General features: G+C 63.1%; 15 protein-coding genes. 9 read left to right on the top strand and 6 right to left on the bottom strand.

What is annotated here, in order from left to right; all coding sequences use genetic code 11:
- Positions 1-43: 43 nt before the first annotated feature.
- Complete coding sequence (gene mnmA / locus JQ46_RS03760) at positions 44-1,267, top strand: tRNA 2-thiouridine(34) synthase MnmA (RefSeq protein ID WP_034985566.1); 1,224 nt, start codon at positions 44-46, stop codon at positions 1,265-1,267.
- 7 nt (positions 1,268-1,274) lie between these two features.
- Positions 1,275-2,390 (top strand): hypothetical protein, encoded by a 1,116-nt coding sequence (locus JQ46_RS03755; protein ID WP_034985852.1) that lies wholly within the window; start codon positions 1,275-1,277, stop codon positions 2,388-2,390.
- A gap of 95 nt (positions 2,391-2,485) precedes the next feature.
- On the opposite strand, the gene JQ46_RS03750 is transcribed toward JQ46_RS03755, so the two are convergent.
- The 4 genes from JQ46_RS03750 to JQ46_RS03735 form a co-directional block, all read right to left on the bottom strand.
- A complete protein-coding gene (locus tag JQ46_RS03750; RefSeq protein WP_034985563.1) occupies positions 2,486-3,316 on the bottom strand; it encodes an aldo/keto reductase in 831 nt (276 codons plus the stop codon).
- A gap of 63 nt (positions 3,317-3,379) precedes the next feature.
- A complete protein-coding gene (gene ligA, locus JQ46_RS03745; protein WP_034985561.1) occupies positions 3,380-5,467 on the bottom strand; it encodes an NAD-dependent DNA ligase LigA in 2,088 nt (695 codons plus the stop codon).
- A 25-nt stretch (positions 5,468-5,492) separates the two neighbouring features.
- Positions 5,493-7,451 (bottom strand): vWA domain-containing protein, encoded by a 1,959-nt coding sequence (locus JQ46_RS03740; protein ID WP_051876236.1) that lies wholly within the window; start codon positions 7,449-7,451, stop codon positions 5,493-5,495.
- Positions 7,452-7,493: 42 nt separating this feature from the next.
- Positions 7,494-9,401, bottom strand: coding sequence for a vWA domain-containing protein (locus tag JQ46_RS03735; protein ID WP_237744711.1), 1,908 nt, complete (start codon positions 9,399-9,401; stop codon positions 7,494-7,496).
- 315 nt (positions 9,402-9,716) lie between these two features.
- On the opposite strand from JQ46_RS03735, the gene JQ46_RS03730 reads away from it, so the two are divergent.
- Positions 9,717-10,391, top strand: a complete 675-nt coding sequence (locus JQ46_RS03730) for a 3'-5' exonuclease (protein WP_051876234.1) — start codon at positions 9,717-9,719, stop codon at positions 10,389-10,391.
- A 36-nt stretch (positions 10,392-10,427) separates the two neighbouring features.
- On the opposite strand, the gene JQ46_RS11220 is transcribed toward JQ46_RS03730, so the two are convergent.
- Positions 10,428-11,765, bottom strand: a complete 1,338-nt coding sequence (locus JQ46_RS11220; protein WP_155271084.1) for a hypothetical protein — start codon at positions 11,763-11,765, stop codon at positions 10,428-10,430.
- A gap of 668 nt (positions 11,766-12,433) precedes the next feature.
- On the opposite strand from JQ46_RS11220, the gene JQ46_RS03720 reads away from it, so the two are divergent.
- A complete protein-coding gene (locus tag JQ46_RS03720) occupies positions 12,434-13,843 on the top strand; it encodes a cation:dicarboxylate symporter family transporter (RefSeq protein WP_237744710.1) in 1,410 nt (469 codons plus the stop codon).
- Positions 13,844-14,056: 213 nt separating this feature from the next.
- Positions 14,057-15,760, top strand: coding sequence for a threonine ammonia-lyase, biosynthetic (gene ilvA / locus JQ46_RS03715; RefSeq protein WP_237744709.1), 1,704 nt, complete (start codon positions 14,057-14,059; stop codon positions 15,758-15,760).
- A 58-nt stretch (positions 15,761-15,818) separates the two neighbouring features.
- Here the strand turns inward: ilvA and JQ46_RS03710 are convergent, their stop codons facing one another.
- Positions 15,819-16,490: an amino acid-binding ACT domain protein gene (locus JQ46_RS03710; RefSeq protein ID WP_034985555.1), complete on the bottom strand. Its 672-nt coding sequence runs from the start codon at positions 16,488-16,490 to the stop codon at positions 15,819-15,821.
- A gap of 63 nt (positions 16,491-16,553) precedes the next feature.
- Between JQ46_RS03710 and gatC the strand changes: the two genes are divergently transcribed.
- From gatC to JQ46_RS03690, 4 genes are all read left to right on the top strand, one after another.
- Positions 16,554-16,859: an Asp-tRNA(Asn)/Glu-tRNA(Gln) amidotransferase subunit GatC gene (gene gatC / locus JQ46_RS03705; RefSeq protein WP_034985553.1), complete on the top strand. Its 306-nt coding sequence runs from the start codon at positions 16,554-16,556 to the stop codon at positions 16,857-16,859.
- A gap of 155 nt (positions 16,860-17,014) precedes the next feature.
- On the top strand, positions 17,015-18,517 hold the full coding sequence (gatA, locus tag JQ46_RS03700; protein ID WP_034985551.1) for an Asp-tRNA(Asn)/Glu-tRNA(Gln) amidotransferase subunit GatA: 1,503 nt from the start codon (positions 17,015-17,017) through the stop codon (positions 18,515-18,517).
- 298 nt (positions 18,518-18,815) lie between these two features.
- Positions 18,816-19,499 (top strand): NUDIX domain-containing protein, encoded by a 684-nt coding sequence (locus tag JQ46_RS03695; protein WP_237744708.1) that lies wholly within the window; start codon positions 18,816-18,818, stop codon positions 19,497-19,499.
- Positions 19,500-20,888 (top strand): MFS transporter, encoded by a 1,389-nt coding sequence (locus tag JQ46_RS03690; protein WP_034985547.1) that lies wholly within the window; start codon positions 19,500-19,502, stop codon positions 20,886-20,888. It begins immediately after the preceding gene.
- Positions 20,889-20,956: the final 68 nt, after the last annotated feature.

Genomic DNA, 20,956 nt, shown 5'->3' with positions numbered 1-20,956 from the left:
GCGGAATGGCCTAAGAGGCCGATACCCGAGTAGGGTGCCAAACATGCGAGTAGTAGCAGCAATGAGTGGCGGTGTGGATTCCGCCGTGGCGGCCTCCCGAGCGCTCGAGGCCGGACACGAAGTGATCGGCGTACACCTGGCGCTGTCCCAGTCTCCCGAGGCTGTGCGGGCGGGCTCGCGCGGGTGCTGCTCCCTGGAGGACTCCGCGGACGCACGCCGCGTGGCCGACAAGCTGGGGATCCCTTTCTACGTGTGGGACTTTTCCGATCGCTTCAAGGCCGACGTGATCGACGACTTCGTGGATTCCTACGCCATCGGCGAGACCCCGAACCCGTGCCTGCGCTGCAACGAGAAGATCAAGTTCGAGGCGCTGCTGGACCGTTCCATCGCGCTGGGATTCGATGCCGTGGTGACCGGGCACTACGCCCGCCTGCACGATGGCGTGATGCGCCGCGGCGTGGACGCCAACAAGGACCAGTCGTACGTGCTGGGCGTGCTGACCGACGAGCAGCTGGCGCACTGCATGTTCCCGGTTGGCGACACGATCAAGCCGGAGATCCGCGAGGAGGCGAAGGACCGCGGCTTCGGTGTGGCCTCCAAGCCGGATTCCCACGACATCTGCTTCATCCCCGACGGGCAGACGCAGGCTTTTCTGGGCAAGCAGATCGGCCTGCGGCCGGGGTTGATGAAGGACCAGGACGGCTCGACTGTTGCCGAACACGACGGCGTGTACGGCTTCACCATCGGCCAGCGCAAGGGGCTGGGGCTGCCACGCGAGGGGCTGGATGGCAAGCCGCGCTATGTGACGGATATTGACGCCGCCACGGGCACCGTGACCATCGGTCAGCGCGACGATCTCCGCATCGGAGCGATCACGGCCGATCGACTGAAGCGCCTGGACCCTGCCGTGCACGGCCGCGAGTTTGAATGCGAAGTGCAGGTGCGCGCCCACGGTGGGGTAGTGCCCGCCACTGCGCGACTGGTGGACGACCCGGAAGAAACCACGCCGGCGGGGCGCGTCAAGAAGGAGGGCGAGAGCCCGTGGCGCCTGGAGCTAGACCTGCACGAGCCGTTGCAGGGCGTGGCGCGCGGTCAGGCCGCCGTGATCTACCAGCCGGACGCCGATGGCGATATCCTGCTCGGCAGCGGCACCATCCGCGCTACTGCGCCGTGGAGCGATGCGGGTGGCCCTGCACTGCGGGATAGCGCGGCTAATGCCGAAGCCGCTGGCAGCGCAGGTGAGCGCGCAACGCCAGCAGAGGCGTAGCACGGCGATGGCAGGCAACACCGTGCAGCCGGTGCCGATCGGGCGCCTGGGGTGGTGGGAGAACACCGTCACGGATCACGCGGAGGTCCGCGCCGCGATCCAGTCGGCGCTGACTCGCACGTGCGACGTGGACGAGGACACAGGCGTGCCGCCGGTCTTGTCGTTCCCTCGCTGCGGGCGGGCGGGGGATCTCACTGCGGTGACGGCCAGCTTCGCGCAAGTTCCGATCCGCGCTAATCCCCGTGGCTGGGAGCTGACTGCCCACCCGAGCCTAGAATCCCGGCGCATGGACGGCTGGGTACGCGAGGCCACGGATGCTGCCGAGGAGCTGCTGACGGGCAAGGCAGAGCGGCTGATGCTGCACGTCACCGGCCCGTGGACTTTCGGCGCGGACGTGGAGTTCCGCGGCCACCCAGTTTTGCGCGACCGCCCGGCGTTTAAGGACTGCGCCCTGCACCTGGGTTTCGGCGTGGAGCAGATCGCCGGCGCACTGTCGGCGGCGCTCGGCTGCGAAGTCATCATTGCGCTCCACGAGCCGCGCGTCCGCGAGGTCATGGGCGGCCTACCCGGTGCCACCCGCTTCGATACGATCCCCGCCGTCGACCGCGAGTTCATTTACGGGGTGTGGCAGCGCTTCCAGCAGCAGGTCGCGCGCCCAGTGGTGCTGGACACGGGGTCTTTTATCGATGACGCCCTCTCGCACGCGCCCGGCTTCCATCGCATCGTGGTGCCCGCGGATCAGTTGCGGACAACCAGCGGAAAGGACCTGGTCGGCGGGATGATTGGACGTGGCCAGGGGATTGGCTGGGCGGTGCCCCAGGCGGCGCCGCCGGTTGGCAGGGAGACTGCCGGCGGTCGAGGGCATGCTGTCGGGCATCCGGAGCCAGCCGGTGGGGAGAGTGTCGGCGCCTCTGCCGAGGACGTCAGCGGGGCCGACGTGGAGGCCGCCGCGGGCGACATCGCCCGCGCCGTTCTGCGCCAGTGGGAGCAGTGGACGCTGCCAGCCGACGAACTGCCGGGGCTGGTGGACATCGTGGTGCCCGAGGGCAAGCGCACCGCCGCGCAGGCCTCCGTGGCTGCGGCGCGGGCGCGCCACGCGGCGGCGCTTCTCTGGCGCAATTGATAGTGCAACTGGTGCTGCTCTAGCGCGAACCCGCGGCGCGCCTGAGCGCGGGTGTGCAACGCTGAGCGCGACTGAGCGCGGCGCATGCGGCAGCGCTAGAACTCCTCGTAGACCGCCGGATCCTGGTTCTTCCGGCGCCCGTCCGGGCGGCCCAGCGCCGTGATGGCCTCGATCTCCGCGTCACTCAGCGTCACGTTCAGGGAGTCCAAGTTTTCGCGCTGCCGATCCTCTGAGGCAGCCTTCGGGATCGCCAACACCCCGCGGCCGCGGTGCCACGCGAGGACGACCTGCCCGGGGGTTGCGGAGTGGGCGTCAGCAATCTCGGCAATGACCGGCTCCTCCAGAACCGCGCCGCGCAACAGCGGCGACCAGGCCTGCGTCACGATGCCCAGCTCGCGGTGGGCCGCGACGGCCTCGGCCTGCGGGAAGTGCGGGTGCAGCTCGATCTGGTTGACCACCGGGTACTCGCCAGTAGCGGCGTGGACGGCCTCCAGGTGCTCGGGCAGGAAGTTGCACACACCCACGTGGCGGATCAGCCCGCGTTCGCGCAGCTCCAGCAGCGTTTCGAAGGCTTCGACGTAGTGGCCCTGCTTGGGATTCGGCCAGTGGATGAGGTGCAGGTCGATGCGATCCAGCCCCAAACGGAAGAGGGATTCCTCGACGGAGGCGACAGCGTCGTCGTGCCGCTGATAACGGCCGGGCAGCTTGGAGGTGACGATCACCTCGTCGCGGCGGATCCCGCCGGCGCCGGTCGCAGCGCGGACGCCCGCGCCCACCGCGCCTTCGTTTTCGTAGTTGTAGGCCGTGTCGATCAGACGGTAGCCCGCGCGGATGCCCGCAGCCACGGAGTCCGCGCCCGCCTGGCCCTGCATCTTGTAGGTGCCGAGCCCGATCTCCGGGAGGGAAAGAGCTGAAGTTTCAGTCATTCGTTTCTACCTTTCGCATCTGTTCGGTCTGTGTTGTTCGTGGCCTGCACAAGAACTCTGTGTCTAGTCGTCCACACTATCGGCGCTGGTGCTTGCATCATCGCCGGAACTTGGGGCGCCATTTTCCAGCAGTTCCTTGAAGGCTGCCTCGTTCAGCACGGGCACGCCCAGGTCCTCAGCCTTCTTCAGCTTGGAGCCAGCCTTCTCGCCCGCCACCAGGAAGTCCGTCTTCTTCGACACGCTGCCCGCCGCCTTACCACCGCGAGCCTCGATAGCCTCCTTCGCCGCCGTCCGGTCGAAGTCCTCCAGCGAACCGGTGACCACGATCGTCAGGCCCTCCAGCAGCGCAGAATCCACGCCATTCGCCTCGCCGGAAGCTTCCTCGGCCTCCCGGCGCATCCGCACGCCAGCTGTCGCCCAGCGGTCCACGATCCGACGGTGCCAATCCACCGTGAACCAATCCGAGATCGACTCCGCGATCGTCTCGGCCACACCGTCGATGCCGGCCATCTCCTCCGCGGAAGCAGAGGCGATGTCCTCCACGGACTCGAAATGCTTCGCCAAAGCCTTCGCCGCAGTCGGACCCACGTGCCGGATCGACAGCGCAACCAGCACCCGCCACAGGTCCGCCTCCTTCGCAGACTGCAGCTTCTCCAGCAGGGTCTCGCCAGATTTATTCAGCTTCCCGGCCTTCGTCGCATAAGAACTGGTCTTTTCCAGATCCTCTGCGCGCAAGTCGAACAGCTCCGACTCGTCGGCCAACACACCGGAATGGATCAGATCATAAGCACCCTTTTCGCCCAAAGCGTCGATATCAAAAGCCTTGCGGGAAGCCAGATACGTCAAGCGGGTATGCAACTGGCCAGGGCAGTATTGAGTGTTGGGGCAACGCCAGTCGGCGTCACCAACCTTCGAAGGAGCCAAACGGGTGCCGCATTCGGGGCAGAACGTCGAGAACAGGAAAGGCCGCTCCGTGCCCGTGCGCTTGTCCTCGACCGGGCCCAGCACCTCCGGGATGACCTCGCCGGCCTTGCGGATGGTGATCGTATCGCTCAGCATCACGCCCTTGCGGTGGGCCTCCGTCGGGTTGTGCAGCGTGGCCATCGAGACCGTAGAGCCCGCGACGTACTTCGGCGCCATGACGGCATAAGGCGTGGCGCGACCCGTGCGGCCGATGCCGACGCGGATGTTGTGCAGCGTGGTCATCGCCTCTTCCGGCGGGTACTTATACGCGATCGCCCAGCGTGGGGCGCGGCTGGTGTGGCCCAGCTCCAGCTGCTCTTCCAAGGAATCGACCTTGACGACCAGCCCGTCCATCTCGTGCGCCGCGTCGTGCCGGTGCTTACCCCAGTACTCGACCTGCTGCTGGACCTCCTTAGCGGAGTGAACCTGCTTGGTGTACGGGCTGACTGGCAGCCCCCACGCGGCAATCGCGCGGTACGCATCGTGCTGGGAAGCGGGGGAGAAGCCCTCGCGCGCGCCGATACCGTGGCAGATCAACTTCAGCGGGCGCTTGGCCGTGTCCGCGGAATTCTTCTGTCGCATCGCGCCCGCGGCGGCATTGCGGGGGTTGGCGAACATCTTCAGCCCCTCGGCCTGGCGCTGGGCGTTCATGGTGGCGAAGTCCTCGACGTCGATGAACACCTCGCCGCGGATTTCCACCAGAGCCGGGACGGGGAACTCGTCGGTGCCGTGGAGGGTATCCGGGATGTCGTCGAGGGTCCGCGCGTTGTGGGTGATGTCTTCTCCGGTCGTACCGTCGCCGCGGGTTAGCGCGAGTTCCAGCTGGCCGTCGATGTAAAGGAGGTTTATTGACGCCCCGTCGATCTTCAGCTCCGTCAGGTATGTCTTCGCGGGGGTGCGGTCCAGCCAGCCGGCGAGTTGCTCGGTATCAAAGACGTTGTCGAGGCTCAGCATCTGCTCGCGGTGGTCGACGTTGCGGAACGGACTGCTGGTAGGTGGGGCGGGGGCGACTTCCTCCGTGGGGGACGCGCCGGTGACGACCTCCGGGTGGGCCTGCTCTAGGTCTTTGAGCTCCTGCAGCAGGGCGTCGAAGTCCGCGTCCGAGATCGCCGGTTCGCCGTAGTAGTAGAGCTGCCGGTGGTGGCGCACCTGGTCAGCGAGTTCTTGCCAGCGGGATTGAGTACTCACCTCCGCTAGTCTACTTGCGGGGGATCTACTTTCGGCGGACGGTGGTGAAGTAGACGGCGCCGCCTGCGATCAGGACGATGGCCAGCAATCCCAGGCCGGCGTACATGATCGTTTGGTTTTGGGTGGCGTTGTCGATGTCCTTTGCTTGCGGGTCGGATTCGTCTGCGCCGGTGTTGCTTGGGGGTTCGGTGGAAGGAGCCGGGCCGGGCTCGAGGGTTTGGCGCCACTCCGGCCCGTCGGCACGCTCGCCTTCTACCGCCGCGGATAGGCGGAACTCGACTTCCTTATTCGGCTTGCCGTTGTCGTTGTACCCCTCAAGGGAGACCACGATGTACCACTGTCCGGCGTCTGCTGTTTTCCAGTTCTGCTCGGCTCCTTCGCGGTTGCGGTAGTACACGTATGGGGTGTCCACAGCTTGGACGGTAACGGGAGCATTTTTCTCTAGGTTTTCGGGCAGAGGATCCGACGTAACTGCGCGGCGTGGGGATGCGATATACAAATTCCCCGAGCGGGAACGGCTTCCCGGTTCCTCGTCCTTGTCGAATTCGACTTCCGCGACGGGGCGCTGACCCCAGTCGACATTCATGCGGTAAAACTTCATCTCGCCGGGGACGAGGGTGTCGGAGACCGTGCTTTTAGTGATTTCAGGTGCAGTGGCGTAAGACGTGCCACCGGGGATTGGCTGCGGAGATGTGTGTGGGATCTTGATTTCGTCCCCTGATTCAGGGATCGCGCTGCCGTAATTTGGCCCGGCTTCGGACTCGCTAGCTATGGGCTCAAAGCCGACAAGAATCTCGAGCGGGATCTCAGTGTCGTGCAGGTCGCCCATGCTGGACATCTTGATTCGGTACTTTGTCGGGTCACATGACTGATCGGGGGTGATAGTGATGTTCTCTGCTGAAGGTGGTCCCGGCCAGCCGGATGATTCTTTGTAAGTCTCCCTGTATTCACAGGTGTCGTTTCTGACCTCCACCTCGGCGCCATAATCGTCCCAGTTGCCGCCCTCGAAGCCCAATGGGATTGGGGTGATCGCGATCCGTGCTTGGGTGTTGTCCGGGACGCTGAGGCTGAACCATTTCTCGGCGCCTTTCTCCTTTCCTTTGGCTGGGGAAGGCAGGCTGCTTTGGTAGAGGCCTTCGCCGAGGTAGAATCCGTCGTCGGGGTTGTCGGCTAATTGGACGGGCGTGCCGGAGGGGGCGCCGTAGTTCGGCACACGCCCTTTCACGTCGATTAGCTCAACCAGGAGGTCTTGAATGTTATCGGCGTCGGAGTAGGTGCCGCCGGTGGCTTTGGCGATGCACTCGAGTTCTTTTTTCCCCTTGTCGTCGGTGCCCACTCCGATGGTGTGAATGGTCTTCGTCGAATCACTTACCTCAGTCTCGGCGAATTCGCACGCAGGCGGGTACGGGCAGGAGTCGATGCCCGAGGAAATGAGGACAATGCTGCGCTTTTTGCTCCAATCCATTTCCCTTTCGGCATGCTTAAGAGCATTAGTGATGGGTGCATAGCCCTTGGGCTGCAGCTTGTTGATGTCTTTTTCCAGGTCGGCAGCTTTGTTGTTGCCCAGGGGCGAAAGGGAAGTGATATCGAGGCAGCCACTGCTTTCGTTCTCAGGAGCTTTTTCTACCTCGGAGCCATATCCCAAGACCATGGTCTCTGACCTATCGGCTACCGCTTTGGCTGTTTCGTTCGCCGCCTTTTTCGCCACGTCCATCCGGGTTTTGCCCTCGTTTGTTTTGCTTTTCTCGGCCATGTGGCGTGAGGCGTCAACAATAATGGCGACCTGGCTATCGGTACCGTCACCGCCGCGCTGGCCGGAACCGCCATGCTGGTCGGCACTGTCTTTATCCTGCGCTTGTGCGTCGACCGTCAAGATCGGCACAAGAGCGAGCACAGTGAGGAGTGCCAGCAGCGCCGAGGCGACACGCCAGGTGCGCGATGGCTTACCGGCGTAGGGACTGAGGATCGAGCGGGCGGGGAGCAAGGGGAATCAACCCTCTCTAGTTCCGGCTTTGCGGGGGTGCTGTTACTTGCGGCGAACGGCGGTGAAGTAGACGGCCACCGCAGCGAGCAGGATGAGGACTAGGACACCCAGACCGATGTACAGGATCGTGTTGCTCTGGGAAGCATTGTCGATGTCCTTGGCCTGGACATTGGACTCATCGTCGTTGGAGTTTCCGTTGTTCTCCTGGCCGTCGTTGCCGTCGTCGTTGGTTCCTGGCGGCTCGGGGGTAGGCTCCGGTCCGGGCTCTAGGGTTTGACGCCACTCCGGTCCATCGACCTTGTTGCCTTCCACTGCGGTGGACAGGCGGAATTCGATGTCCTTAGCTTGCTTTCCGTTGTCTTTGTAGCCCTCGAGGGTGACCATGACGTACCACTGGCCAGCGTCCGAAGCTTCCTGATGCGCCACGTTTTCTTCACGGTTGCGGTAGAAGACATACGGCGTACTCACAGCACGTGCGGTGGTGGGGACATCCTTGTCGAGGGTCCGAATTGTCTGCTCAGACGTGACTTCGCGACGCGGCGACGCTACGTAAATGTCGCCGTTACGGGAATCGTCCGTGTTTTTCTTGTCGAACTCGACTTCCGCGATGGGGCGCTGGCCCCAGTCGACATTCATGCGGTAGAACTTCGTCTCGCCGGGAACCAGGGTGTCGGACACAGTGCCCGGGGAGATCTCGGTCGCGTTGTTGTACGACGTGCCGCCGGGGGTCGGCTTCGGGGAGGTGCTGGGCACCTTGACCTCGTCTTTGTCCTTGCCCTTCGGGGTTTCGCGATCATTCTCCGGTCCGGCATCGGCGCCGTCGACCTGAGGCGCGAACCCGACCATGATCTCGACGGGCAGGTCACGGTCCATTTCGGTGCCGGAGTGGTGCAGCTTCACGCGATACTTCGTCGGATCGCAGTCCTCTTCAGGGTCGATAGTGACGGACTCCGCCTCTGGCGGGCCGGGCCAATTAGAGCTTCCGAAGTAGCCAGAGCCCTTGTCGCTGCAGCTGTCGTTCTTATATTCAACGTTGATGTTGTAGTAGATGTGGTCGCCGCCTTCGAAGCCAACTGGAACCAGGTTTGCGGTTACCTGTGCCTGCTTGCCTTCTGGGACGCTGATGCTGAACCACTTGTCGGCGCCGTCCTTGTTGGATCCCTTAGGGGAGGGCAGTGTGCTTTGGTAGAGGCCTTCGCCGAGGTAGAACCCGTCGGTGGCGTTGTCGGCTAGTTGGACTGGTGTGCCTGCGGATTCGTAGTTTCCGGCGACGCGTTGGGCGGCGTCGGTGAGTGCTTCGGTGAGTGCTTCGGTGTCGTCTGCGGAGGTGTAGGTGCCGCCGGAGACGTCGGAGATGCATTCGAGTTCTTTTTGGGCTTTGTCGTCGACTTTGAATCCGACGGTGTGGATGGCCAGGTCGATGCCGTCGCCGGCGATGTCTTCGGCGACGTCGCAGACTGGTGGTGGGGCGCAGGTGTCGATGCCGTCGGAGACGAGGATGATGTTGCGCGTGCCGGAGTCGCCTAGTTCTTCGGCGGCTTTTTTGATGGCGTTGCCGATGGGGGTGTAACCCTTGGGTTCTAGTTCGTTGATCTTGCCTTCCAGATCCTCGGGCTTGTTCTTGCCCAGGGGCGCCAGCGTGGTGATGTCCTGGCAGCCCTTCTCGCGGTTGTCGGGGGCGTTGGATTCCTTGGAGCCGTAGGCGATGACGGTGGTTTCGGCTTTGTCGGCCAGAGTTTTCACCGTGTCGTTGGCAGCCTTCTTGGCTGCGTCCATGCGGGTTTCACCGTTGCCAGCATCTTTTTCGGCCATGGAGTCTGAGGCGTCAAGAACGACGGCGACCTTGCCATCGCCGTCGCCACCAGCGTCACCGGAGTTTTCGTTGTCTTCGGCGTTGGCGTTAACTGCGAGGATCGGAAGCAGCGCCATGATGGTGAGGAAAGCGAGCACCGCCGCAGCAAGCCTCCCTGTACCAGGCTTTTGTCTCACTTTTATCTGGTGAGCAGATTTAACTTCGTGCATGGGGAATCAGCGCCTTTCTGGTTTGGATATGCCGTTTAGTTGCTGGCTTAGCCTGAGAGAATTTTTCCTTACGGGAGTGGGACGCTTCACGGCAACGCAATGTTCCCGATGCGTGGAAAGTTCCTGTGAGAAATCTCCCAATCTGGGTAGAAATCCTAGGGAACATCGATAGATTCCGCAGGAAAAGGACTCTTTCTTTCGGGCCTTCAGGGGGTGTCCGGCGCTCGTTATAGAGTGGTCGACATGACTGCACCGCATTTTGATCCGGCACACATGCTGAGCTTCGACCTGGAAACCACTGGAGTAGACCCAAAGACCGCTCGTATCGTCACCAGCGCACTCGTGACCATCAAGGGGCGCGAGCGGAACGACATTGAGATGCTCGCCGATCCCGGCGTGGAGATTCCGCAGCAGGCTTCTGATGTGCATGGCATCACTACCGAATACGCCCGTGAACACGGCGAGGACCACGGCGAAGTACTGGCAAAAACCATCGAAGGAATTCGGGAGGCCTGGCGCGCCGGAGCCACATTGATCGTCTACAACGCCGCCTACGACCTCAGTGTGTTGCGGGCATTGGAGCCCAGCTTTACCGTCGACGGGCCGGTGTTCGATCCCTATGTTGTTGATAGGGCGAAGGACCAGTACCGCAAAGGCAAGCGCACCTTGGAGAGTGTGTGCGAACACTACGGTGTGAGCTTGGACAATGCCCACGAGGCGACGGCGGATGCGGTGGCCGCCGCCCGTGTGGCGTGGATGCTGGCGCGCAAGTATCCCGAGGTGACACAAATGTCAGCAGATGAACTGATGCTCTCCCAGGCCACCTGGTTCTACGAGTCCCAGAAGGGGCTGCAGGAATGGTTCCAGAAGAAGGGCAGGGACGTGCCCGTCAACACCGCCTGGCCACTGGCGGAGTAGCGCCACCGGTGGCATAGCGCTACTGGCGGAAAATCGCTACTGGCGGCGAACGGCGGTGAAGTAGACCGCCACAGCAGCGATCAGGATGATTGCCAGGATTCCGAGGCCAACGTACAGCACGGCGTTGCTCTGGGAAGTGTTCTCGTTTCCGGAGCTGGCGCTATTGGCACTTTCGCTGCTATTGCTGTTGTTTTCGTTGCTTGTGGGCTCGAGGGTTGGTGCCGGACCGGGCTCTAGGGGTTGACGCCATTCCGGTCCATCGACCTTGTCGCCTTCCAGGGCGGTGGACAGGCGAAACTCGATTTCCTCGGACTGCATGCCGTTATCACCGCTTCCATCAAGCGAGACCATCACGTACCACTGGCCAGCTTCCTTGGCATCGCCTTGGGACGAGCTTCCTTCGCCATTGCGAAAGAAGACATAGGGCGTGCCTACTGCGCGGGCGGTAACTGGAAGATCCTCATCCAGTGATTCCGAAGACGAATATGACGTTTGAACACGTCGCGGAGAAGCGACAAAGATTTTTCCACGGCGGGAATCATCGGTCTGCTTCTTATCGAATTCCACCTCTGCAAGGGGGCGCTGACCCCAGTCGACATTCATGCGGTAGAACTTTGTTTCGCCTGGAACCAGGGTGTCAGAAACGGTGCCTGGGGTGATCTCAGTCGCCTTGTCATAAGACAGGCCACCAGGGGTCGACTTCGGGTCGGTGTGTGGCACCTTGACTTTGTCCTTGTCATCGCCATCCGGGGTTTCTCGGTCGTTTTCCGGACCGGCTTCGGCACCATCGACTATAGGCGGGAAGCCGACGACAATTTCCACCGGGAGCTCGCCGTCAAAGCTGCTACCCGCAGAACTGATATTCACCCGATATTTCGTCGGGTCGCAGCCATCCTCTGGAACAATTGTTATAGTTTCCGCCTCCGGTGGATCGGGCCAGCTATTTGAAGTGGAATAACCACTGACTTTGTCACTGCACGAGTCGTTTTTATATCCCACCCGGGTGCCGTATGAGGCTGAATCGTCCTTAGCGGATCCCAGGGGAACAGCATTGACGGAGATCACAGCTTTCCTCCCTTGAGGGATGCTGATGTTGAACCACCTATCATCGCTATCACCTCCGCTGTTGCTGGAACCGGGCAAGGTGCTTTGGTACAAACCCTCGCCCAGGTAAAACGCGTCGGTCGCATCGTCGGATAGCTGGACGGGTGTACCTGCAGCTTCATAATCTCCGGCGACTCTGCTTTCGTCGTCGGCGTTCGCGTTGACGGCGAAGATCGGCAGCAGAGCAATGCCAGTGAGAAACGCGAACACTGCGACAGCGAATCGCCAGGTCTGTGGAAGCTGGTGGGTCTTTGCTTGAGGAGACCGCACGAGGAACCAGCGCCTTTCTGGGTTTGTTGGTGTTCTATAGGGATGGGATGAAGCGTGGCCACGCAATGTTCCCAACGTGAAAAAGTTCTCCACTGCAATGAATCAATGCTGCAAAGAAACAATGCTGTGGAGAAACAATGCTAGGGAGAACACTAGGGAACGATTCACCTTTTCGCTTGAAAAGGCTTCTGCTTCGTACCCTCAGGGGGTACTGCTCGCTATAAAGCCGCTGACTTAGCTGCGCTGCACAGTGCTCCAGCAGCTCCAGCATCCATTGATTCGAATTCCCCTCGAAGAAAAGGCAGGTCAACACTGTCCGCCCGCTGGACGAAAATCCTCGGGTAAACCTATCGCTTTCTCTATTTGTTTCTTATCTTGGTGAAGTAGCACAATAAAGGTGTTGAGGTTAACTCCTGCGTGGTTTTTGTGACGCCCACACGGCTTCCACCGAGCCCCATGGCTGTTGCGGACTGACAAGGGGGAAAAGATCAGCACTTTCAAGAGTCCATCTCATAGACATCGAAATGGGGCACTAGGGATCCATGAACGACAAGCACAATCCCCAGGGCGCAGACCACAATGCGGATCACGAAAACGCGTAGCAGCATGGCGTTGATCACCACGTCACCGAGCAAAAGGCGCAGGAAGTAAAAGCTTCGTTGGGGGCTGTGGTAGCTAGCTCCCCGCAGATCGCGGAGCCGAAGAAAGAGAAGAAAGACAACACCCACTGGCTGTACATCGGCGTGATTATCGCCGTGATCGCCGGCATCATCTTTGGCCTAGTGGCGCCCGATACCGCCAAGGGATTCAAAGAGCTGGGCACCACCTACGTCAGCCTGATCAAGATGATCATCGCACCGGTGATCTTCTGCACGATTGTGCTGGGAATTGGTTCGGTGAGGTCTGCGGCGTCAGTAGGTAAAGCAGGCGGCCTGGCACTGACATACTTCGTTACGATGTCCACCTTCGCCCTCGCAGTGGGCCTGATGGTTGGCAACATTCTCCAGCCGGGCGATGGCCTGAACCTGAGCACCGGCGGAAGCAACACCTTCGGAAACGGCGAAGAGCAGGAGGCCGAAGGCCTGGTGGGCTTCGTCCAGGGCATTGTCCCGGACACCTTCTTCGGCGCCTTTACCAGTGGCCAAATTCTGCAGGTGCTGTTCATCGCCCTGCTGGTGGGCTTCGCCACGCAGTCTATGGGCAAGGCCGGCGAGCCGATCCTCAGCTTCGTCGCCACCCTGCAGAAGCTGGTCTTCAAGATCCTGTCCTGGATCCTGTGGCTCGCCCCGATCGGTGCCTTCGGCGCCATGGCGGGCGTAGTCGGCGGCACGGGCATCAAGGCAGTTCTGCAGCTGGGCGTGCTGATCCTCGGCTTCTACATCACCTGTGTGATCTTCGTCTTCGGCATCCTGGGTCTGATCCTGCGGGTGTTCACGGGGTTCAACATTTTCAAGCTGGTGAAGTACTTGGGCCGCGAATACCTGCTGATCTTCGCCACCAGTTCCTCGGAGTCTGCACTGCCGAACCTGATGCGCAAGATGGAACACATCGGTGTGGACAAGTCCACGGTCGGCATCGTCGTGCCGACGGGATACTCCTTCAACCTGGACGGAACCGCGATTTACCTGACGATGGCCGCCATCTTCATCTCGGACGCCATGAACGTCCACATGGGGCTCGGCGACCAGATCAGCCTGCTGGTGTTCATGATCATCGCCTCTAAGGGAGCGGCGGGCGTGTCCGGCGCGGGCATCGCCACGCTGGCAGCCGGCCTGCAGTCCCACCGCCCGGAGCTGCTGGGCGGCGTGGACATCATCGTCGGCATCGACCGCTTCATGTCCGAAGCTCGTGCGCTGACCAACTTCTCCGGCAACGCCGTGGCCACCCTGCTGGTCGGCAAGTGGACACACACCGTCGACAAGGAGCAGGTCAAGCGGGTGCTGAACGGTGAAGATCCATACGTGGATGCCGGGGACGACCACAACGTCGACCTCAAGTACCCGTCGGTGAAGAACCCGGCCACGGCACACCTGCAGCCCACCCCGCAGGTAAACCTGGACGATTACCGTCAGCAATAGCCCGGCGGGCGGTAGCCTGCCGGGCGCGGGTACGCGGCGGGCGCGCGGCGGGCGCGGCTCCGACACGGCGCAGCAGGCGCTGGGCATGTCCGACCGCTGGCCTTGCCCGGCTGGCGGCGGAGACCGCGGCCCGGTCAAGCGCGCAGTGGGCGCGGCGCGGCAGCGGGGGACTGCCGCGTAAGGGGGATCACCGGCAGGACTATACTGAAGCGCATGTCACACGAAGCTTCACGTCCCGTAAGCGAGGGGACCGCCCCGGCAGGGCAAGTCCCAAACACGGAAGAAAACGCCGGCGCGGAAGCCGCCGGTGCTGGAACCACCTTTGGTGCAGGAGCTGCCGCCGGTGCTGATTCCACCGCAGGCACGGAAACGATCTCCGGCACGGAGACGATTTCAGGCGCGGAGTATCTGAAGAAGATCGTCTCCGCCCCCGTCTACCGCGTGGCCGCGAACACGCCACTCGAAAACATGGAAACGCTGTCGAAGCGCATCGGCAACGAGGTGTTGGTCAAGCGCGAAGATCTGCAGCCCGTGCACAGCTTCAAGATCCGCGGCGCGTTCAACCGCATGTCCCAGCTCACGGACGAAGAACGCGCCCGCGGAGTCGTCGCCGCCTCCGCAGGCAACCATGCCCAGGGCGTAGCGCTCTCCGGCACGGAACTCGGCGTCCGTACCGTCATCGTCATGCCGGAAGTGACACCCAGCATCAAAATCGACGCAGTCCGCAGCTTCGGCGGGGAAGTACTGCTGTACGGCGCAAACTTCGACGAAGCCAAAGCCAAGGCCATGGAACTCTCCGAGGTTGAGGGCATGGTGTGGGTCGCCCCCTTCGACGACGAAGCCGTCATCGCCGGCCAAGGCACCGCCGGGCTGGAAATCTTCCAATCCCGCCCCGACGTAGACCGCGTTTTCGTGCAGGTCGGCGGCGGCGGACTGGCCGCCGGAATCTCCGTGCTTCTCAAAGAACTAGACCCCAACATCCAGGTCATCGGCGTGGAGCCCGAAGAATCCGCCTGCCTCACTCATGCGCTAGCCGCCGGACACCCCGTGGCCCTAGACCACGTCAGCCTCTTCGCAGAAGGCGTGGCCGTCAAGCAGATCGGCAGCGAAACCTTCCGAATCTGCAGCGAATACCTCGACGACGTCATCACCGTCAGCTCCGACGAGATCAGTGCCGCCATCAAGGACATCTTCGACGACACGCGCGCCATCGCCGAGCCAGCCGGCGCTGTCGCCCTGGCAGGCCTGAAGCGCTACGCCGCCACCCACCAGGTCGAAGGGGAGACCCTGGCACACGTCCTGTCCGGCGCGAACGTGAACTTCCACTCCCTGCGCTACGTCTCCGAACGCGCGGAGATCGGCGAGGGCGGCGAAGGCATCTTCGGCGTGAGCATCCCCGAACGCGAGGGAGCCTTCCTCGAGTTCTGCAAAATCCTCGGCCACCGTGCCGTCACAGAATTCAGCTACCGAGTCGGCCAGCGCGACGGGGAAAAGCCCGCACGCATTTTCGTGGGCGTCAAGCTCAAGAACGGCGAAGACGAGCGCAAGGCCATCGCCGAAGACCTCCGCGAGGCAGGTTACGGCGTGGTCGACCTGTCCGACGACGACGTGGCGAAGGAACACGTCCGCTACATGATCGGCGGCACCCCCGGCCAGCACGTCGATGAAACCGCCTACAGCTTCGAGTTCCCCGAAAACCCGGGAGCCCTGCTGCACTTCCTGGAAGTCCTGGGAACCCGCTGGAACATCACCGGTTTCCATTACCGCAGCTTCGGCATGGACCACGGCCGCGTGTTGGCGGCTTTCGAGGATGTATCCGGCGACGCGGAATTCCAGGAGCACCTGCAGCAGCTCGGCTATCACGCCACGGACGTGACGGACAGCCCGGCCTACGACTTCTTCATCAGCGCCGAATAGCTGGGCGCCTAAGTATGGGGCGCACCGGCACGCGGGTGGTACGCCGACGTGTGCAGCGTTAGCTGAAGAATGCGCCGAAGATCGCGCCGAGCTGGCGCAAATGCTCAACCTCGCTGAGCAGGAAGTCCGGCCCGCCCGGACGGCCGATGATCAGCAGCAGGCTCGTGCCCTCAATCGGCGTGCCCGCCAGGGCGGAGTCCATGACAGCCCAGTTCTCGGGGATCCAATCCTCGCGCTCTGGGTTCAGTACCCGTGCCTCGTCCAGCGGCGGGTGATCCAGCTCCTTACCGTTGTCCTCCGGTGCGGCAGGGGAAGCCGCCACCCGGTGAGTCCGCGGCAACGTATCCAGCACGACCGCCCAGCCTGCCGTCATGGAGCGCGGCAGGTCCTGCATCATGATCTCTAGCGCCTTTTCTTTGTGACGCCGCTTCTCCGCCACCCCGGACAGCATCTGAATCTGGCCACGTCGGTCGATAGAACCTGTAAAGGGGCGAATCGAGTCGACGTAGAAACCCTCGAGCTCCTGTGTGGCCGTGATCAGGCTGTCGGGCAGATGCCCAGACGGCAAGGAGACGACAATGTCGTCCATGACGAAGTCGGGCTCATCCTGTTCTGGGCGTCCGACAATATCCACACCGCGAATGTCACCGCCGACAGTTCCCAGCGCCATGGCCAGCAGACCAAGGGAGCCGGGGGTATCGGGCATACGCACGCGCATAAGGAAAGACATGGCACCGATACTAGCGCCACCTGAAGTCCACGGGGGCTACTTGCCTTGGCTAGAGTAGAACCCATGTCTGAGATTTCGCGCGAAGATGTTGCCCACCTGGCCCGCCTGGCTCGCCTGGACCTGGGGGAGCAGGAATTGGATGAATACGCAGCTCAGATCGACGGGATCGTCGATCACGTGGCCGCGATCGGGAAGGTAGACACCGAAGGTGTTGAGCCGTTGAGCCACCCCACTCAGAACGTTGACGGTGATGTCGCCGTGATGCGTGAAGATGTGGTCGTTCCGAGCCTCACCGCAGAGCAGGCTCTGGATCAGGCGCCGAAGCAGAGCGAGCAGCGCTTCGAGGTGCCGCAGATCCTCGCTGACTAGGCCAGCCTCAGAGGAACGCCAGCGTCACTGGGGCTGCGGCACAGCTGCCACGGGTGGCGTCAAAAAAGCTAAAAGACCGTTAGACGAACGAACGCTAAAGACACAAGCTTTAGAGAAGAACCTTTAAAGAAAAGCAAGGAACTGTAGGAACACTCATGGCTGAGAACAAGTACATCGTCGGTTCCCGGGACGACTCGGACTACACCACCTGGACCGCCGCGGAACTGGCGGAGAAGATCCACGCGCGCGAGATCAGCTCCCAGGAAGTTACGCAGGCCCACCTGGACCGCATCGGCGAGATCGACGGCGACATCCACGCATTCCTGCACGTTGGCGCCGACGAGGCGCTGGCGGCGGCCTCCAACGTTGACGACGCACTGGCCGCCGGTGACCAGCCGACCAGCAAGCTGGCCGGCGTGCCGCTGGCGCTGAAGGACGTCTTCACCACCACCGACGCGCCGACCACGTGTGCCTCCAAGATGCTGGAGGGTTACATGAGCCCCTACGACGCGACCGTCACCATGCGTCTGCGCGCCGCTGGCATCCCGATCCTGGGTAAGACGAACATGGACGAGTTCGCCATGGGCTCCTCCACCGAGAACTCCGCCTACGGCCCGACGAAGAACCCCTACGACCTGGAGCGCACGCCAGGCGGCTCCGGCGGTGGCTCCTCTGCAGCGCTGGCCGCCGGCATGGCTCCGCTGGCCATCGGCACGGACACGGGTGGCTCCATCCGCCAGCCCGCCGCACTGACCAACACCGTTGGCGTGAAGCCGACCTACGGCACCGTTTCCCGCTACGGCCTGGTGGCTTGCGCCTCCTCGCTGGACCAGGGTGGCCCGACGGCGCGCACGGTTCTGGATACCGCGCTGCTGCACGAGGTTATTGCGGGGCATGACGCCAACGACTCGACCTCCTCCTCCCACGCCGTCGCGCCGGTTGTCGAGGCGGCGAAGCAGGGCGCCTCTGGAGACTTGAGCGGCGTGAAGCTGGGTGTGGTTAAGCAGTTCGAGCGGGCCGAGGCCTTCCAGCCGGGCGTGCTGGAGACCTACCACGCCAACCTGGAGCAGCTGAAGTCCCAGGGCGCTGAGCTGGTGGAGGTCGACTGCCCGAACTTCGACCACGCGCTGAACGCCTACTACCTGATTCTGCCCTGTGAGGTCAGCTCCAACCTGGCCCGCTTTGACGGCATGCGCTACGGCCAGCGCCGCGGAGACGACGGCTCCCGTTCCGCCGACCAGGTGATGAGCCTGACCCGCGCCGAAGGCTTCGGCCCGGAGGTTAAGCGCCGCATCATGCTGGGCACCTACGCCCTGTCCGTCGGCTACTACGACGCCTACTACTTGCAGGCTCAGCGCGTGCGCAACCTGATCTCCCAGGACTTCGCCAAGGCCTACGAGCAGGTCGACGCGATCGTCGCGCCCGTGACGCCGTCCACTGCCTTCAAGCTGGGCGAGAAGGCCGACGACCCGCTGGCAATGTACATGTTCGACCTGTTCACCCTGCCGCTGAACCTGGCGGGCGTGTGCGGCATGTCCGTGCCCGGTGGCTTCGCCAGCGACTCCAGCCTGCCGACCGGCCTGCAGATCATGGGCCCGGCACACGGCGACGACCGCCTGTACCGCGTCGGCGCGGCCTTCGAAGCCGGCCGCGCCTAACGGACAGCGCCTAGCCTGCCGCGCCGGCTGGCTGCCCCGGAGTTTCCGAGGACGCTGGATTCGGCGGGCGGAGCGGACGGTCTGGCAGCGCCGGCTGGCTGCCCCGGAGTTTCCGGGGACGCTGGATTCGGCGGGCAGGGCGGACGGTCTGGCAGCGCCTAACCGGCCGGGCGCAAACCGACCGGGCAAAGCTGCCGGCGACGGAGACCGCGGCGAGCGTGGCCGTGGCCGGGGCGCTGGAATGGTCAGGCCCGGGCGCCCCGCGGCGAGCGTCGCGGAGCAGCGTATGGTGGGGGACATGGGTAAAATTCCCGAACTTTACACAGGCGACGGCTTCGTCGAAGACCCCGACGGATCCCGACGTTGGGGAGTCCTCGGCGCGGCGGGGCTGTTCCTCGTCACCGACGACCGCCACGTGCTGATGCAGCACCGCGCCAAGTGGACCAACCGCGGCGGCACCTGGGCTCTGCCCGGCGGCGCCATCGACGTCGGCGAAACACCCACCGACGGCGCCCTCCGCGAAACGTGGGAAGAGACAGGCGTGGGGGCGTCATCGGTAAAAGTACACCGAGAAATCGTCACCTCCACCGTTCCCGTCAAGGTTGCGTACTGCCGCCTGCCCGTCCGCGACGACGAGTGGCACCTCTTCGCCGACATCGAAAAGATCATCGAACGCAACGGAGACCCCCGCAAGGCCCTGCAGGACTTCCCCGTCCGACACCCCAGCCTCGACACCTCGCTGAACGCCCACGGAATCTTCGGACTCGGCGGCACATACTGGTGGCAATACGAAAACCCGGAAATCAACGAGTGGACGTACACCACCGTCCTGGCCACCTGCTCCGAACACCTGGAACTGCACCCGACAGCCGAATCACTGGAGCTGTTATGGCAGCCCATCGACCAGCTGGAAGAACTGCCACTGATGCCGGAGTTTAAGGCCAGTTTGCCCGCAATCCGGGCAGCAGTAGACTCCCTTTAAGTGAATTACCCCGCGTTGCCACTTCCACTGCCGCAAGCATGGCGTGCCCTCGTGGCGCTGTGCATCGGCTTCTTCATGATCCTGCTGGATCAAACGATCGTCGCCGTCGCCACGCCAGCATTCCAAGCCGACCTGCACGCCGACTACGGCCAGGTGCTGTGGGTCACCAGCGCTTACCTGCTGGCGTTCGCGGTGCCTCTGATGGTCACCGGCCGGCTCGGCGACCGCTTCGGCCCGAAGAACCTCTACATCGCGGGCATGACGATCTTCACGCTCTCCTCACTTGCCTGCGGACTGGCCGGCAGCATCGAAACGCTGATCGCCGCCCGCGCCGTGCAAGGTATTGGCGGATCTTTATTGACGCCCCAGACCATGAGCGTGATCAACCGCATCTTCCCGCGCGACAAGCGCGGGGCCGCACTGGGCATCTGGGGTGCCACGGCGGGAATCTCCACTCTCGCCGGGCCGCTGCTCGGAGGCCTCATCACCCAATACGCAACCTGGCAGTGGGTGTTCTTCATCAACGTACCCATCGGCGTGCTGTCCGTGGTGATGGTCGCCCGCTGGGTGCCGCGGTTCCAGCCGACCGACGAACGCATCAACGTGCCGTCGATCCTGCTTTCCATGGTGGCGATGACGATGGTGATCTACGGCATCCAAGAAGGCGACCCCGCCGGCTGGGCGCCGTGGATCTGGGTACTGCTGCTCGGAGGCGTGGCGCTGCTGGTGGCCTTCGTCTGGCTGCAATCCCGCCTGTCCGCAGGCAGCGCGCTCGTTCCGATCGCACTGTTCGCACGCCGCCACTTCGCATTCGGCAACGCATCCATCTTCACCATGGGCTTCACCGTCGCCGGCATGATGGTGCCAGTGATGATGTACCTGCAGGAAGTCCACCTCTTCAGTCCGATGAAAGCCTCCTTTGTGGTGACGCCCATGGCCATCATCGCTGGAGTTATGGCGCCGTTCGTCGGCCGACTGGTCGACCGCTACGAGCCCAGGCGCTTCGCCGTCCTCGGATTCTGCCTAATGGCCACCGGCGTGGCCGCGTTGGTGTTCTCCATGCGCCCCGAACGCCCACTATGGATGATGATCGGGGCTTTCGTGATCCTTGGATTCGGAAACTCCTTCGTCTGGGCTCCGAACTCCACCACCACCCTGCGCGACCTGCCGCCCCAGTTCGCTGGCGCCGGCTCTGGAATGTACAACGCCACCCGCCAACTCGGCGCCGTCACAGGAGCCGCCGTTATCGCCGCCGTCGTGCAAGCGCGCGTCAGTGCCGTCGGTCCTCAGGCCTTCGGTGACTCCCTGCTGCCCGCGGTGATCATGCTGATCCTCGGCGCAGTGGCCTCCGGCATGGCTCGGCCAGAGGGCAGTCGCGGAGACGAGTAGGCGTCAATAATAAAGACAATAAAGACCGGAAAACCAGTAGAGGCCAGCTAAACCCCCGAAACCGTCGC

Source organism: Corynebacterium jeikeium (assembly GCF_000738175.1).
Lineage (GTDB): Bacteria > Actinomycetota > Actinomycetes > Mycobacteriales > Mycobacteriaceae > Corynebacterium > Corynebacterium jeikeium_C.
This window is presented reverse-complemented; position numbering and strand designations above follow the sequence as displayed.

Coding starts and splice junctions, on each gene's coding strand:
- mnmA (WP_034985566.1), top strand. CDS start 44: ATGCGAGTAGTAGCAGCAATGAGTGGCGGTGTGGATTCCGCCGTGGCG.
- JQ46_RS03755 (WP_034985852.1), top strand. CDS start 1,275: ATGGCAGGCAACACCGTGCAGCCGGTGCCGATCGGGCGCCTGGGGTGG.
- JQ46_RS03750 (WP_034985563.1), bottom strand. CDS start 3,316: ATGACTGAAACTTCAGCTCTTTCCCTCCCGGAGATCGGGCTCGGCACC.
- JQ46_RS03730 (WP_051876234.1), top strand. CDS start 9,717: ATGACTGCACCGCATTTTGATCCGGCACACATGCTGAGCTTCGACCTG.
- ilvA (WP_237744709.1), top strand. CDS start 14,057: ATGTCACACGAAGCTTCACGTCCCGTAAGCGAGGGGACCGCCCCGGCA.
- JQ46_RS03710 (WP_034985555.1), bottom strand. CDS start 16,490: ATGTCTTTCCTTATGCGCGTGCGTATGCCCGATACCCCCGGCTCCCTT.
- gatC (WP_034985553.1), top strand. CDS start 16,554: ATGTCTGAGATTTCGCGCGAAGATGTTGCCCACCTGGCCCGCCTGGCT.
- gatA (WP_034985551.1), top strand. CDS start 17,015: ATGGCTGAGAACAAGTACATCGTCGGTTCCCGGGACGACTCGGACTAC.
- JQ46_RS03695 (WP_237744708.1), top strand. CDS start 18,816: ATGGGTAAAATTCCCGAACTTTACACAGGCGACGGCTTCGTCGAAGAC.